The organism is Rhodococcus sp. G-MC3, assembly GCF_030063335.1.
Taxonomy (GTDB): domain Bacteria; phylum Actinomycetota; class Actinomycetes; order Mycobacteriales; family Mycobacteriaceae; genus Rhodococcoides.
This window is the reverse complement of the sequence record NZ_JASISW010000003.1, coordinates 138,377-153,327: the sequence shown is the minus strand read 5'-3', so window position 1 is coordinate 153,327 and position 14,951 is coordinate 138,377. Positions and strand designations below refer to the sequence as shown.

Below are 14,951 nucleotides of genomic sequence, written 5' to 3'. Positions count from 1 at the left end.
AACAGCGATCCCGCAGGCTGTGTGTTCAACCCGCGGGATCTGATACCCAATCTCGTCCGGACGAGATCGGGTACTACTGCTGTACCTTCCCGATCGAGGTGTGAGCGAAACGCGGTTTCGTATCGCCGTGTGGTGGGCAACCGCCAAGGATGGCGACAACACGGGAATCATCGGCAACGGTCGAGCAGGTCTGGGACGTACTGGCTGACGGCTGGGCGTACGCAACGTGGGTGGTCGGCGCCTCGCGTATCCGCGCGGTGGATCCGGCCTGGCCGTCCGTGGGCAGTCGTATCCATCATTCGGTCGGCATCTGGCCGGTGGTCCTCAGTGACCACACTCGGGTCACCGGACTGCATGAGGGCCGTGAGCTTTCACTCGAGGCACGAGCTCTTCCTTTCGGTGCGGCAAGTGTGACGATTCGCCTACTGCCCCTTGCCGCCGGGTGCCGAATCGAGATGATCGAGCATGCACTGACTCCTCCGATCAGCCTGGTGCCCGACGCCGTCCAGCACGCGTTGGTGCACCCTCGTAACCGCGAGGCCCTCAGGCGTCTGGCACTTCTCGCGGAAAGGTCGTCTTCGCCGTCATGACCACCACTACAGCCGATGCCGTCGTCATCGGGGCCGGACACAATGGTCTCGTCGCCGCAGCAGCCCTTGCCGATGCAGGCTGGGACGTGGTGATTGTCGAGGCCGGTCCCGAACCCGGTGGTGCTGTGCGCAGCGCCGAGCTGGTGCCCGGATACACGAGCGATCTGTTCAGCGCGTTCTATCCGCTCGGCGCATCGTCTCCTGCCATGACCGCCCTCGACCTGGAGAACCACGGTCTCGTGTGGTCACGCTCGCCGGCAGCATTCGGCCACGCTCGTTCCGCTGACGACGAGGACGCACCCGTCGTGCTGCCGAATGTCGCCGACACCGCTGCCGCGCTCGCCGAATACGATCGCCGCGATGGTGATGCCTGGTTCGAACTGTTCGAGCAGTGGACAAGAATCAAGAAACCGCTGGTCGACGCGTTCTTCGGCCCCTTTCCTCCGGTGAAGGCTGCGGCCTCGTTGGCGCGAGAACTCGGCGCCGCGGACACACTTCGCTTCGCTCGCTTCATGTCGCTGCCTGCGCGCACGATGGCACACGAAACCTTCCACAGCACGGCTGCGCGTTGCCTGCTACTCGGAAACGCTATGCACGGAGACGCTCCGATGGACGCTCCGGTGAGCGGTGCCATGGGCTATCTGCTGACGATGATGGCCCAGGACGTCGGCTTTCCGGTTCCCAAGGGCGGCGCCGGGGAGCTGACCGCCGCGCTCGTCCGACGAACTGGATCCGCGCAGCTACGGTGCGGTAGTGCAGTGACGAGAATCGGTATCGAGAACGGCAGAGCAACCACCGTGCACACTGCTTCCGGTGATACCGTGCGCGCTCGTCGGGCAATCATCGCCGACGTCTCCGCGCCGATGCTCTACCAGGATCTGCTCCCCGCGGATGCAATTCCGCGGCGGATGCACGACGATCTCGCCAAGTTCGAATGGGACACCCCCGTCGTGAAAGTGAACTACGCGCTCGACCGTCCCATCCCGTGGCGATCGAAGAGCCTGTCGCTCGCAGGAACGGTCCACCTCGGTGCCGACGACGACGGCCTCCTCCGGTGGACGACGGACTTGTCCACCGGCGTTCTGCCGAAGCGCCCGTTCATGTTGTTCGGGCAAATGACAACGGCGGATCCGACGCGTTCGCCGATGGGAACCGAAAGCGCTTGGGCGTACACGCATCTACCGCGGGGGGTCACCGATGATGCGTCGGCCGACACGATCGCCGAACGAGCACGGGAAGTGCTAGAGGAGCATGCTCCCGGGTTCACTTCGTCGATCGTCGGGCAGGTTGTTCAGCGCCCTTCGGATCTCTTCGATGCCGATTCGAATCTCTACGGCGGTGCGGTGAACGGCGGAACCGCGCAGCTTCAGCAGCAACTGATCTTTCGTCCGACACCAGGACTCGGACGTTCGGAGACACCCGTCGAAAACTTGTTCCTCGGCAGCGCATCGGCGCATCCAGGGGGCGGGGTGCACGGCGCGGCGGGGATGAATGCGGCGCGAGCAGCGTTGGGGCAGCAAGGGCTGCTGGGTGCCGTACGCAAAAAGGTGACCAGCTCCTTGCTGGAGCTGGTCACCCGTTGAAGCTGATCTTGCCGGTAAGCAGGGGTCAGGCGAGTGCGTCTTCCACTCGCCTGAACCGCTGGACACTCGGAATTGCAGATGCGGCTTCGAGCAACCGGAACACTGGATGACCTTCGACGAGGCACCAGCTCGAGCCCGCCGCTTCGACAGCGTCATCGAGGGCGGTGAAGACAGTCAGACCTGCGATACCGAAGAAATCGACATCGGACAGATCGAACACCAAACGGACGCCGCTTTGGACTCGCGAGCACACGTAGTCGGACAGTGTGTCCGCGCTTCGCATGTCGATATCACCGTGCACGGTGACCAAGAGAGAATCCGAACCGGCAGGGGTTGAGCTGAAAATTGCACCCGTTGCAGCCACGGCAACCGAAGTTTCCGATGCCTGCGAGCGCGATGCCTGCGAGCGCGTAGTGCCTTCGTCGTTCAAGTTCTGTGAAGTAACAGTCATAGCTATCCCATCGTCGATCGACAGGGAGGAACTGCATAGGGGTGTGGCGACAGACCGTCATGCGACTGAGGAACACCCTGGGAGTTTCTCCCGACAACGGCTGTTAGCTCAACCAGTGATCACCCTACTGCAAAATCGACGTCTCGTACAGCTTTCGAAAGGTGTATTCGAGTTCGATCCTGAACCGTTTCAACCGGCCTGCAATTCGTTGTGATGAACACGCATCGCGTCGATCAGAACGCCGAAAACACGATGTGCCGCAGCAAGATCCGCGTCAGGAAGACCCGCAAGCGCACCGCTGGTTCGGGCGCCGAGTGGCCCGAAAAACCCGCGCGCGACCTCCATGCCATGGGCGTCATAGCGGAGGATTACCTTACGACGGTCCGCTGCATCCTTCTCTCGCCGAATGTGGCCGGATTCGATCATCCGCTCGACGAGGTAGGTCATCGCAGCGGACGAAAAGCCAAGCTTGTTTCCGAGTTCGCCCGCGGTCAGCGGAGCACCCTCGACATCGGCGACCATGATCAGCAGAAGTGCTCGAAAATCGTTGGACCGCAACTCGTGCTGCGAAGCGAACACCCGGCCGATCTCCTCGGAGACAGCAGACAGCGCGCGCACGTCCGATGAGATCATCGACTCGAGCTCACTACGCTTTGACACTGTCTTCCCTTCGCCGCACTGGAACAACGGACAGACTATCCCGCGGGAACCACCCCGCATCCCTCAGTTGCTTAATAGTTAAGTTTCTGAGATTGTTTGCGGGTGGACTTCTGGATCCGATTCGCCCGAATTGTCACTTCTCGCCGCTCGTGGGCACTGTCTCTTGCCGTCGTCATTGTGTCGCTGGGCTTCATGGCGCTCGTCGGAGAGAACGATTCTGCAGGTCAAGCGCCATCCTCGGTACCCCCGGCGGCCGAGTCCGCGCAGGTCACGGAGCTACTGACGCAGTTCCCCGGTTCCGACTCGCAACCTGTCCTCCTTGTTGTCACCAAGGACGACGGATCCGAACTCACCCCATCCGACCTGGATGCAGGCACGGCGGCGTTGGGGCGCCTCGATGGGTCGGGGCTGATTCCTGCGCCCGACGGCAAGGCTGCTCTCGGTATCGTGCAGGTCGACTCGTCGTTGTCCGGCTTCGATCTGAACGACACCGTCACCTCACTACGGGAATCTGCTGGCGACGGCTTACCTGATGGCCTCCTCGCCCAGGTCACCGGTGGCCCCGCATTCGGCGCCGACATCGCGAACTCTTTCTCCGGTGCCAACTTCGCGTTGCTGGCCGTGACGGCACTCGTCGTCGCGATCCTGCTGATCGTGACGTACCGATCGCCGATCCTGTGGCTGGTACCGCTCATCGTCATCGGTCTCGGCGACCGCGTCGCATCGTCGGTGGGAACAGCACTCTCAGAGGTAACGGGCCTGTCGTTCGACGGTTCCACCTCCGGCATCACCAGCGTGCTGGTCTTCGGCGCAGGCACCAACTACGCGCTGCTGCTCATCTCGCGTTACCGAGAAGAACTTCGACGAGACCCCGACGATCACCGCGTTGCACTCGCGCGCGCCGTCCGACATGCGGGCCCCGCCATTCTTGCCAGCAACGCAACCGTCGTACTGGCACTTCTCACCCTGCTGCTCGCCATCCTTCCCAGCACGCGCAGCCTGGGCGCTCTTTCGGCTGCGGGACTCATCGTCGCAGCAGTGTTCGTCCTACTCGTGTTGCCGCCGCTGCTCGCGCTGTGTGGACCGAAACTGTTCTGGCCGTTCATGCCGAAGATCACCGACAAGGACACCGCCGAGGAAGGGCGCTGGCATTCGGTGGCCGCCGCCGTGGCACGTCATCCGAGGCGCACCGCGTCGATCACGATCGTTGTGCTGATTGCCTGCGCCGCAGCACTGTTCGGAACCGAGATCGGACTGTCGCAGACCGAGCAGTTCCGAGTCACCGCGGAATCCGTCGAAGGATTCGACGCTCTCGCCGAGCACTTCCCGGCAGGGCTCGCGGATCCGACCACTGTTGTCGCCCCGACGGATTCGGCAATGCAGGTCGAAACCTCTCTCGGTAGCGTCGACGCTGTGACCTCGTTCGAGCGCGTCGCGGATTCCGGCAACGGCCTGACGAGATGGTCCGTCGTCACCGATACGGCACCGGCGTCGGCCGAGGCGTTCGCCGCGGTGGAAGACCTACGCGCACACTTCACCGACATCGACGGGGCTCTCGTCGGCGGCAGCGACGCTCAGGCCCTCGACACGAGCGACGCCGCGGCCCGCGACCGGCTCGTCGTCGTGCCCGCGATTCTGATCGTCGTCCTGGCCGTCCTGATCGCTCTGCTGCGGTCCCTGGTTGCCCCGTTGATTCTCGTCGGAACGACGGTGTTGAGCGCTCTTGCCGCACTGGGGATCGGAAGCCTGGTGAGCAGCAACGTCTTCGGATTCCCGGCGCTCGACGACAACGTTCCCCTCTACGCGTTCCTGTTCCTGGTGGCGCTCGGCGTCGACTACACGATCTTCCTGGTCACGCGCACCCGAGAAGAGGTGCCAGGGCACGGCACCCGCGTCGCGATCGTGCAGGCAGTCGGTGCGACGGGCGGTGTCATCACCAGCGCAGGCATCGTGCTCGCTGCAGTGTTCTGCGTTCTCGGCATCCTGCCGCTGATCACGTTGACGCAGTTGGGGATAATCGTCGGCCTCGGCATTCTGCTCGATACGTTCGTCGTGCGCACACTGGTCATTCCAGCGATGTTCACCCTTGTCGGCCCGGGGATATGGTGGCCGAGCAAAATCGATTCCAGCGGTGGCGAACTGGTGGGACAGAAGGAGTGAGATTCATGAAGACACGTTCGACGATCTTCCGAGGTTTCGCACTGGCTGCAGCCACCGTTGGCCTTCTCGCCGCAGGCGGGACCGCCCAGGCCGCGCCGGCACCGTCCGGATCTGCAGGATTCGAGCCTCTGACCCCGGTTCCCTCCCTCGACGTGGCGCGGTACCTCGGCACGTGGAACCAGGTGGCGGCAGTGCCGCAGCCGTTCAACCTCGAATGCGCGCGCGACACCCAGGCGATCTACTCGCTGATCGACCCGATGAACATTCGCGTCGAGAATACGTGCACCACATGGTCGGGTGAACAGAACCGAATCATCGGCAACGCTCGCGTCAACGACACCGCCACCAATGCGCAGCTGCACGTGAGCTTCCCAGGCGTCCCGACGCAGGAAAACCCCGAAGGCGCCACCAACTACATCGTGGCGTACATCGCCGACGACTACTCGTGGGCACTCGTCGGCGACCCGCTTCGGACGTCGGGATTCATCCTCTCGCGTTCACCGGAGGTAAGCCCCGACAAGTTCCGTGAGATCCGCTCGGTCGTGGAATCGAAGGGCTACAACTCGACGTTCGTTCTCACGTCGCCTACGCCGGGTGGAGCCACCGGCATTCAGCCACTGTCGACGGTGTAGGCGCTGCGCGCACGTGCGCGGAAATGCTTCCCCTGCGACGTATTTCCGCGCACATGCGGCGAAGCCGCACTACTCCACATTCGACGCAACTTTCCGCAGTAATCCTGCGAGAGTTGCCAGTTCGTCGGTATCGAGCCCCTCGAGCAGTTCCCGGTCCCGCGCGAGCCGGACCGGGAACACTCGATCGACGAGATCGCGGCCGGAATCGGTGAGTGCGAGCAACACCACCCGTGCATCTCGTTCGAACCGCAGACGCTCGATCATGCCGTCCTTGACGAGGCGCTCGGAAATTTTCGTCGTCGACGCTCCACTGAGGAGCGTCACGGACGTCACCTCGCTTGCGCGCAACGGCCTGCCCGCGCGGCGGATAGCACTGAGGACGTCGAACTCGGCGCGTGAGACTCCCAGCGGAACCAGCGTCAGATCGAGAAGGTGGTTTGCCTTCGACGCAATCCGGCCGATCCGCGCCAGCACCTCGATTGCGGAGGTGTCGACATCGGGAAACGTCGCGGTCCACTCTCGACGGACATGGTCGACGAAATCTCCGCCTGATTGCTGCGCCGGGATCATGGGGACACGCTACGTCGAACATCACAGTCTTCAGAATTCATTTTACTAGTGAAACATATGTAAACTTTCAGAAGTGATTACACCCATCGACCGCATCGCACACTCCCGCACCGCGCTCGCCCATGTCGTATCGGGCCGAACCTGGCGTCAGGCACTGTCCGTCGGGCGAGCGGACGCCACCATCGCGCCTGCGCTGAGAGTCGGCATCATCGTTGCTGTGGTTCTGATCGGCGGCGGACTGTTGAACCGCCCTGACCTCGCAGGCTTCGCCGCACTCGGTTCTCTGTGCTCGGCATTCGGCCGGTACGAGCCCTACCCGCGCCGCGCCGGCAAACTCGCCCTGGTCGCCGCGCTCATCGTCATCTACGCCACGCTCGGCGCTGCGCTGGGAGCCGCGACATCGTCGTCGGCCCTGCAAGTAATTCTGATCTCCGTCGGCGCCGGAATCGGCACTCTCACGCTCGCCGCGTTCGCCATCAACGGACCCGGTGCAATCATCTTGATCTTCTCGACGACGGCAGCCGTCGGATTCTCGCATTCAGCGGCCGACATCCTGACCGTCTTCCTCACCGTGGCCCTCGGCGCAGTCATCGGCTGGACGATATCCATGCTGCCCGCCCTGCTTCACCCTGTAGGCCCAGCTCAGCTCGCCGTCGCCCGGGCGCTCGCCGCTGTCGACTCCCGGCGCGACGAGCCGGCACGGGCCGCGATCGCGCGGGCCAGAACGGTCGTCAGCCTCAACGGCGGCCGCAGTGCTCACAGCCTGAGTTTGGTGACATTGCTCGACGACGCCGAAGCCCTGCTCGACGCCTGGGCCCGCGGCGACGATCCGACCCACGCCACAAACGTACTGGCCCACGAACGCAAGCTCCGCCGCATGCGACGTTACGACGCCCTGCCGGTTCGCGCCGACGAACTCGACGCACGTCCCAGGAACTTCTTCGGCGACGGTCTGGGCCGGCTCCGCACACGCTCACTCGTCGTGAATGCGCTTCGCATTGCTGCTGCCGCGGCGCTGGCGGCCTGGTGTGCAACAGCTTTCGGATTCGAACATCCCATGTGGGCAACGATGGGCGCAATGGCTGCCATGCAGGGCATCACGTTCAGCACCACCGTGCAGCGCGGAATCCAGCGACTGTTGGGCAATGTCGGCGGTGCCGCCATCGCTGCTGGACTCATCGCACTGTCGTTCGGCTACTGGCAGACGATGGTCGCGATCGTGATCTTCCAGGTCGCCGCCGAACTCCTCGTGGTGAAGAATTACGGCCTCACGTCGCTGGCGATCACACCGATGGCTCTTCTACTCACCGGTCTGGCCGGGCACCTCGATCCAGCCGTCGCCCTGAGCCGCATCGGCGACACCCTCATCGGCGTTGTCATCGGCATCGTCATCGCGGCGGTCACTATCGAGATCGGGGATCGCCAGCATCTGTCTTGAGCTCTCGCCCCACCAGCATGAATGGACCATTGCAACCGTCTAACCGTTGCCATGGTCCATTCATGCGAGAAGCGGGGGCACCGATCAGCCCAGAATGCCGGCCACCGGAGACGAGCTACGGCCGATGAGCTTCTGCAGGTCACCCGAGTCCGTGTCGAGCTCTCCGCGCGCGATGCCCGCGTCCGCGCTCGCGAGCATTTCGGCGACGAAGCCGGGCAGACCCGCGCCCTTCAATACCTCCGTGTACTCGGCCTCGGAGACATCTTTGTACTCGACGGGCTTGCCGGTCACCTCCGCGATGACGGCAGCCAAGTCGTTGTAGGTCAGACGCTCGTCGCCGCCGAGCTCGTAGATCTTCCCTTCATGGCCGTCGGTCAGCAGCACCTCCACGGCTGCTGCCGCGAAATCGGTGCGCGATGCAGCAGCAATCTTGCCGTTTCCGCCTGCGCCGAGCAGTGTGCCGCTGTCTGCAGCCTGCTGCACCGAGCCCTTGTAGTTCTCCCAGTACCAGCCGTTGCGCAGGAACGCCGCGGGGATGGACGATGCAGTCAGTCGATCCTCGGTCGCACGGTGTTCGGCGGCGAGGCTGACGCCTGACGTGTCGGCCTTCAGGATCGAGGTGTAGGCGATGAACTTCACGCCTGCAGCTTCTGCAGCCTCGACAACGTTGGCGTGCTGCGCAATTCGCTGGCCGATGTCCGATCCCGATACCAGCAGGAGCTTGTCGACGCCGCCGAGCGCCGCCTTCAACGCATCCACATCGGTGTAGTTCGCGACTCGAACCTGCACTCCCCTGTCGGCGAGCGACTGAGCCTTCTTCTCGTCACGGACTACGACCACAATTTCGCCCGCCGGGAGACCGCGTGCAAGCAGCCCCTCCACAACGAGTGCTCCGAGCTGTCCGGTTGCTCCGGTTACTGCTGTTGTCATGTCCGCTCCCAGTGTTCGCGCTTGCTTGTAACTTCAAGTTCATTGCCGAGTATGCACTTACTATTCGTGCAGTGCAAGCCGGAATATTAGTGCGAACCAAAATGCATGCGCTAACATTGAACGCATGACCGAAGTGCCCCACCTCGATGTAGACGCGAACTTGGAAGCAGATGTCTTCGCGCGGAACTGCTCGTCGCGCGAGGCGCTGCAGAACGCCACCAGCAGGTGGGGAATCCTCGCCTTGGCAGCACTCGCCGAGGGCGACTATCGCTTCAACGCTCTACGACGGCGCGTCGACGGAGTCAGTGAGCGCATGCTTTCGCAGACGCTGCAGACTCTGGAGCGCGACGGTCTCGTCGTGCGCACCGTCCTCGAAGCCATCCCGCCGAAAGTCGAATACAGTTTGTCGCCACTCGGGCGTGAGGTCGCGACGGCGCTGACCGGCCTCATCGAACTCGTCGAGTCGAACCTTCCCACCGTGCTCTCATCACGCGAGGAACACGACAACCGCTGATCACGCCGGCCCAGAAAGCCGCCAGCACAGCCGGTTCGGTGCAGTCGAACACCACTTCGTCGATTCGTCCGATCACGATCGGATCGTATCGGCACCGCCGCTCACGTGCGGTGTTAACGTGCACAGCGTGAATCGGGACATGCGCAGACGAACGTTTCTGACCGCAACGGGCGCAGCCCTCGGAATCGCTGCGCTCAGCGCGTCACCGGCGCGGGCAACCCCTACAGGCATCGACGTCGGTCGCGGCATCGGAGACATGACCGGCGAACCGCTCGGCGCGGGCATGAACGGGTACGCGGTGCTCGAACAATCGTCCGCTGGGCTGCATCTTCGCCAGCGCGCACGCGCTTTCGTCTTCGTGGACACCGCGACCTCACAGCGACTCGTCCACGTGACCTGCGAGGTCGGTTTGATGTTCGAGAGCATCTTCGAAGAAGTTCTCACTCGTCTCGCCGAGAGGTACGGCAACCTCTATCACCGCGGAAACGTATTGCTGTCGGCGACGCACACTCATGCGGCCCCCGGCGGCACCGACGGTCACCTGCTTGTCGACATCACTACGCTCGGGTTTCGTCCGATCACGTTCGAGTCCAACGTATCCGGCATCGTCGACGCCATCGTCCGTGCCCACGACGACGTCCAGCCCGGACAACTGACGCTCACCTCGGGATCATTGGACGACGCGGGAGTCAACCGCTCACCGGTCGCCTTCGATCGAGATCCTGATGGCGCACAGTTCCCGCGCAAGATCGACCCACGATCGGTCAACCTGCAGCTCGAACGCGGCGGTTCACTCGCCGGAGTCATCAATTGGTTTGCCACACATGGCACCTCGATGAGAGCGGAAAACCAGCTCGTCAGCACCGACAACAAGGGCTACGCCGCCTGGCACTGGGAACGCGCCGTTGAACACGTCGACTTTTCCAACCCGTCGTTCGTTGCAGCCTTCTGCCAAAGTACTCCCGGCGATGTGACGCCCAACCTGGACAGGCAACCGGGGACAGGCCCGACGACCGACGAGTTCGAGAACACCAGAATCATCGGCCTACGCCAATTCGACACTGCGCATGCGCAAACCGAATCGGACGGAACTTCGCTCGATGCTGGGATAGGTGCGCGGTCCATCTACGTCGACTTCTCCTCCTACACCGTTCGGGCCGAGTTCACCGGCGACGGCCGCACACACACCACCGCCCCAGCCGCACTGGGCGCAGCGTTCGCCGCATCGAGCCAGGAAGACGGCGGCGGCGTGCCTGCCCTCGGCCTCGAAGAAGGCGAACGTGGCGGCAATCCCGCTCTGGCAGCACTGAGTTCGGTCATCTTGCCGCAGTGGTTACGCGAAGCGCATGCACCCAAAGACGTCATCCTGCCGGTCGGTTTGATCCCGGGGATCGTGCAGCAGGTACTTCCGTTCCACCTCGTCCGAATCGGAGCGTTCCACCTCTTCGCGTGTCCGTTCGAGCCGACGGTGGTAGCAGGGGCGCGGCTACGCACCGCATTGGCCGAGACCCTGGGGATCGACCGTGACCTGGTCGTCGTGCAGGGCTACACCAATGGCTACGGTCACTACCTGACCACTCCCGAGGAGTACGCCGAGCAGGACTACGAAGGCGGTGCAACGGCGTTCGGGCCGTGGCAACTTCCCGCCACTATCCAGATTGCCGTCGACCTTGCTTCGGCACTGCGTGAGCGCAGACCCGTGGAACCGGGTGGCCCACAACGCGATCTCACCGGCGCCATACCGTCGGCGATCGGCGGCAATCCGTTCGTCGACATCGCCGCTTCAGGAACAACTTTCGGTCAGGTTCAGACCCAACCTGCACCGGAGTACGGCGTCGGGCAGCAGGTTGTCGTGCGCTTTTCCGGAGCGAATCCCAATTCGAATCTGCGCCGCGACGACACGTATCTCGCCGTCGAGCGCTTCACGAGTACCGGATGGGTTCGCGAATACGACGACGGTGATTGGTACACGAAAATCCTGTTCGACAATGCAGGGCCGATCACCTCGACCACCGTCATCTGGGACATACCGCAGGGCCAATCCGCCGGGACGTACAGGATCGTCTACTTCGGCGATGCCCGCTCGCTGGACGGGCATCTCACGCCCTTCGTCGGCACGTCGGCTTCGTTCGAAGTCTCCTGACGCAGCTCGAACTACGGACCCAGCAACGATCCGAGCATCGCGGCGGTAAGCCGGACGACGTCTTCCTGGTCGGCGGACGCGAGTTCCTCCAACGTGCCTGCCGACCGCGCGAGCGCAATACCGGACAACGCGGCAACCGCGAGTTGCGCACGAAGCCGTGGTGATTGCAGTTTCTCCTCACGCATCCTCGCTTCGAGGCCCTCGGTCAATCGTTTGTCGACGCGGTCCGATGCGGCCGCTTGCACGGAGGGCTCGTCATGGGCCCTGATGACGGCCTGCAGCACCGGGCCCGGCCCGAGAAGATTGACCCGACGTAACGTCTCCTCGATTCTGGCCGGGTCGAGAATGTCAGCCAACGCGGGTCCGGTGTCATCGGTGGGGAGGGTCTCGAGGTAGAGCCCGGCTTTGTTGCCGAAGTAGCGTGCGATCAAGGCGGGGTCGGCGCCCGCGCGTTCCCCGATCTCGCGAATGGTGCTGCGCTCGTAGCCTCGTTCGCCGAACAGTGCAGCGGCGGCGTCGAGCAGATCCTGCCGGGTGCGGCTCGAGTTCCGAGCCCTGACCTCACTCATCGTGCGCCCCTACTGCTCTCGATCTCGTACGCAAACGAGCCTGCGGCCGAGGCGTCCACACTCTCGTCGACCAACTCGCGTGATGCACGGCGCTTGGCGTACGGAATGCCCAACGCCAGCAGTCCGGTCAGGATCCACAGGGCGATGCCGGCGAGCGAGGTGGCCGAGTAGCCGTCACTGTCCGGGTAGAGGGCTCCGGGGACGGTGTAGGCCGCGAGAACCGTTGCACTGAGTGCACTTCCGATAGCACCGCCGACGGTGCGTGTCACCTGATTGACGCCGAGCGCGCTTCCGGTTTCGTGTGCGGGCACGGCGCTGACGATGAAAGCAGGCATGGCGGCGAAAGTGAACCCGACTCCGAGCCCTGCGATTCCCATTGCCACGAATACGATCCAGAGATCCGATCTCCCGAACAGGAACAGTACGAGCGCGCCGACGAAGAAAAGCGCTCCGGTCGGCATGATCAGGTTTCGCGGCATCCATCCGCTCGCCAGCGGGAGGAGCTTGTTGGCGAGGACGCTCGCGAGTGAGAACGGTACGAGGACGAGGCCTGCGATCATGGCCGAGCGCCCAAGCCCGTAGCCGGTGTCGACAGGAGTCTGGACGAACCTGATCACCGAAGACGACAAGATGAACATTCCGATACCGGCAAGCAAGCCGGTGGCGTCGGCAGTGAGAACCGATCGGTTGCGAAGTAACCGGAGTTGGACGATGGGGTGCTCGGCGCGCAGCTCGTGCACAGCCCACGCCGCGAGCACGACGGTTCCGACCACGGCGCATGCAATGAGAGGAACAGACGTCCAGCCCCATTCGCCCCCGGAGCTGATCGCCATCAGCAGCAGCGTCAGCCCTACTCCGAGAGTTACGGCACCGATGATGTCGAGTGGATGTCCCGGCAGATGACCGCTCGACGGTACGACGAGAATCGCGGCGATCAAGACGACGAGCGTGGCGCCCGCAGCAAGGACGAAGCACGCGTGGAACCCGAAGTAGTGGGCGATGACACCGGTCAGTGGATAGCCGAAACCGATACCGGCGACCGCTGTCACCGAGAGCGCGGCCACACACGAGCGCGCCCGCCCCGGACCGAGATGATCCCGTGCAACGGCCATGGCCAGCGGCATCAGGCCCAGCCCGACGCCTTGGAGCCCACGTCCGATGATCAGCATCGCAAAGTTGCCGGGGATGGCGGCAAAGATACAGCCGAGGAACACGACCACAAGCGCCCAGATCACGACGGGGCGACGCCGTGGACCGTCACCGAGCCGTCCGAGCACCGGGACGGTGACGGCGCCGGTCAACATGGCGATGGTCAACGACCACTGAGCGCCGGTGAACGACACACTGTAGGTATCGGCGACCGTGGGGATCAGCGGGGCTCCGACGCTGCTGACCACCGCAACAATGGCGCAGATGGACACGAGCACCGGTACCAGACCTCGACGCTCATCGACTCGTGGTGTGTCATCGATCGATGTCATCAGCTGATGATACGCCAGTCATCGGCCGACAAGACTTCGGTCGCGCTCCGATTTCCTTCGCTCTCCGGTTGCGGAGCGCGACGAAGGCTTTGGCACCGAACGGTGCCGCGAACAGCATGATCACCAACCGAACAACCTGAACCGCAGCAACGAACGTGACGTTCACCCCGCTCGCCGCCGACACCGCGAGCACCGCGGACAATCCGCCTGGCGTCGTCGCAAGGTATCCCTCCAGCAGAGTAATGCCCGCCGCATGCGAGAGCACGAGACCGAGCAGCGCGCAGATCACGCCCACCGCGGCGATCAGCACCACGGCGTAGGGAAAGACGCGTCCAACGGCGCGGACACTGTCGCGGGTGAACGCGAGCCCTGCCTGCCAGCCGATGAGCACGAATGCAATCGGGAGCAGCACCATCGGCGCCGACACCGAGTCGATCCACCCAGACAGTTCGAGAGCCATCGACACTGCCAACGGACCGAGCGTCGCCGGCGCCGGCAGACGGATCAACTTCGCCACTCCAACGCCGCAAGCGATGCATGCCGCGACAACGAGAAGATCGAGGTACCAAGCAGTTCCACCGGTCTCCCGCGCTGAACCGGAACTGCTGCCCGCGCCGAAAACAAGAGTGGCGACAAGAGGCATCGTGACGATGATCAGACCGACTCGCAGGTACTGGACGACGGCCACGATGCGTTCGTCGCCACCGAGTTCTCGGGTGACTGCCACCAAACCCTGAGCTCCGCCCGCGATCATCGACAGCGCACCGGTCAAAGCATCGACATCCTTGTGGGCGGCAAGAAGGAAGCCTGCGGCGACGGAGACAACGAGGGTGGCGACGCAGACTCCGAGCGCGGGCACCCACGCCGATCCCAACGCAGACAAAGTGTCGGTGTCGACCATCAATCCGATACTGACGGCAAGAATCCCCTGTGCCAACATCCCAGCAGGCTTGGGCACGCGACTGGGGCCGATCCCGCGGACGGCAAAGAAAGCAGCGACGACGAGCGAGGCGAACAGCGCCGAGGCGGACAAACCGAGAGCGGCGAGAACGGCCCACACCACGGCGGTCACGCCAAGCAGAGCAGTCCAGCGGAGCAGGGCTTTTCGCACACGATAAGGCTACTCTTGTCAATCTGTGCGTCAAACCCGCTAAACAGTGGTAGAAAGCTACTGTTGTACGTACTAATTAGATATGCGTTTATAGGTGACGCGGCGGGGGGAGGCTCTTT

Annotated in this window: 14 protein-coding genes; 7 read left to right on the top strand and 7 right to left on the bottom strand. The window is 63.5% G+C overall.

Annotated features, from left to right (window positions below; genetic code table 11):
* Positions 1-149: 149 nt before the first annotated feature.
* Together QMK17_RS04220 and QMK17_RS04215 are read left to right on the top strand one after the other, a co-directional pair.
* On the top strand, positions 150-590 hold the full coding sequence (locus QMK17_RS04220; RefSeq protein ID WP_283507188.1) for an SRPBCC family protein: 441 nt from the start codon (positions 150-152) through the stop codon (positions 588-590).
* Positions 587-2,173, top strand: coding sequence for a phytoene desaturase family protein (locus tag QMK17_RS04215; protein ID WP_283507187.1), 1,587 nt, complete (start codon positions 587-589; stop codon positions 2,171-2,173). The genes QMK17_RS04220 and QMK17_RS04215 overlap by 4 nt, the downstream gene beginning before the upstream one ends.
* Positions 2,174-2,198: 25 nt before the next feature.
* Here the strand turns inward: QMK17_RS04215 and QMK17_RS04210 are convergent, their stop codons facing one another.
* Together QMK17_RS04210 and QMK17_RS04205 are read right to left on the bottom strand one after the other, a co-directional pair.
* Positions 2,199-2,624 carry an STAS domain-containing protein gene (locus QMK17_RS04210; protein WP_283507186.1) on the bottom strand — a complete coding sequence of 142 codons (426 nt, stop codon included), beginning with the start codon at positions 2,622-2,624 and terminating at the stop codon, positions 2,199-2,201.
* 189 nt (positions 2,625-2,813) lie between these two features.
* On the bottom strand, positions 2,814-3,257 hold the full coding sequence (locus QMK17_RS04205; protein WP_283507321.1) for a MarR family winged helix-turn-helix transcriptional regulator: 444 nt from the start codon (positions 3,255-3,257) through the stop codon (positions 2,814-2,816).
* 219 nt (positions 3,258-3,476) lie between these two features.
* Between QMK17_RS04205 and QMK17_RS04200 the strand changes: the two genes are divergently transcribed.
* Both QMK17_RS04200 and QMK17_RS04195 read left to right on the top strand, forming a co-directional pair.
* Complete coding sequence (locus tag QMK17_RS04200) at positions 3,477-5,444, top strand: MMPL family transporter (RefSeq protein ID WP_283507320.1); 1,968 nt, start codon at positions 3,477-3,479, stop codon at positions 5,442-5,444.
* Positions 5,445-5,449: 5 nt separating this feature from the next.
* Entirely contained in the window at positions 5,450-6,076 is a 627-nt protein-coding gene (locus QMK17_RS04195; RefSeq protein ID WP_283507185.1) for a lipocalin family protein, read from the top strand.
* Positions 6,077-6,145: 69 nt separating this feature from the next.
* Here QMK17_RS04195 and QMK17_RS04190 read toward each other — a convergent pair whose 3' ends face one another.
* On the bottom strand, positions 6,146-6,646 hold the full coding sequence (locus tag QMK17_RS04190; protein ID WP_283507184.1) for a MarR family winged helix-turn-helix transcriptional regulator: 501 nt from the start codon (positions 6,644-6,646) through the stop codon (positions 6,146-6,148).
* A gap of 73 nt (positions 6,647-6,719) precedes the next feature.
* Between QMK17_RS04190 and QMK17_RS04185 the strand changes: the two genes are divergently transcribed.
* Positions 6,720-8,084, top strand: coding sequence for an FUSC family protein (locus QMK17_RS04185; protein WP_283507183.1), 1,365 nt, complete (start codon positions 6,720-6,722; stop codon positions 8,082-8,084).
* A gap of 84 nt (positions 8,085-8,168) precedes the next feature.
* On the opposite strand, the gene QMK17_RS04180 is transcribed toward QMK17_RS04185, so the two are convergent.
* A complete protein-coding gene (locus tag QMK17_RS04180; RefSeq protein WP_283507182.1) occupies positions 8,169-9,014 on the bottom strand; it encodes an SDR family oxidoreductase in 846 nt (281 codons plus the stop codon).
* A 124-nt stretch (positions 9,015-9,138) separates the two neighbouring features.
* On the opposite strand from QMK17_RS04180, the gene QMK17_RS04175 reads away from it, so the two are divergent.
* The gene (locus QMK17_RS04175; RefSeq protein ID WP_283507181.1) at positions 9,139-9,528 is read left to right on the top strand and encodes a winged helix-turn-helix transcriptional regulator; all 390 of its coding nucleotides are present in this window, start codon (positions 9,139-9,141) and stop codon (positions 9,526-9,528) included.
* Positions 9,529-9,655: 127 nt separating this feature from the next.
* A complete protein-coding gene (locus QMK17_RS04170; protein ID WP_283507180.1) occupies positions 9,656-11,671 on the top strand; it encodes a neutral/alkaline non-lysosomal ceramidase N-terminal domain-containing protein in 2,016 nt (671 codons plus the stop codon).
* Between the two features lie 11 nt (positions 11,672-11,682).
* On the opposite strand, the gene QMK17_RS04165 is transcribed toward QMK17_RS04170, so the two are convergent.
* Genes QMK17_RS04165 through QMK17_RS04155 form a run of 3 tightly spaced genes read right to left on the bottom strand, consistent with a single transcriptional unit; the run spans position 11,683 to position 14,832 of the window.
* Positions 11,683-12,240, bottom strand: coding sequence for a TetR/AcrR family transcriptional regulator (locus tag QMK17_RS04165; RefSeq protein WP_283507179.1), 558 nt, complete (start codon positions 12,238-12,240; stop codon positions 11,683-11,685).
* Positions 12,237-13,721, bottom strand: coding sequence for an MFS transporter (locus tag QMK17_RS04160; RefSeq protein WP_283507178.1), 1,485 nt, complete (start codon positions 13,719-13,721; stop codon positions 12,237-12,239). The genes QMK17_RS04165 and QMK17_RS04160 overlap by 4 nt, the downstream gene beginning before the upstream one ends.
* Positions 13,705-14,832: an AbrB family transcriptional regulator gene (locus QMK17_RS04155; RefSeq protein WP_283507177.1), complete on the bottom strand. Its 1,128-nt coding sequence runs from the start codon at positions 14,830-14,832 to the stop codon at positions 13,705-13,707. Before QMK17_RS04155 ends, QMK17_RS04160 begins: the two co-directional genes overlap by 17 nt.
* Positions 14,833-14,951: the final 119 nt, after the last annotated feature.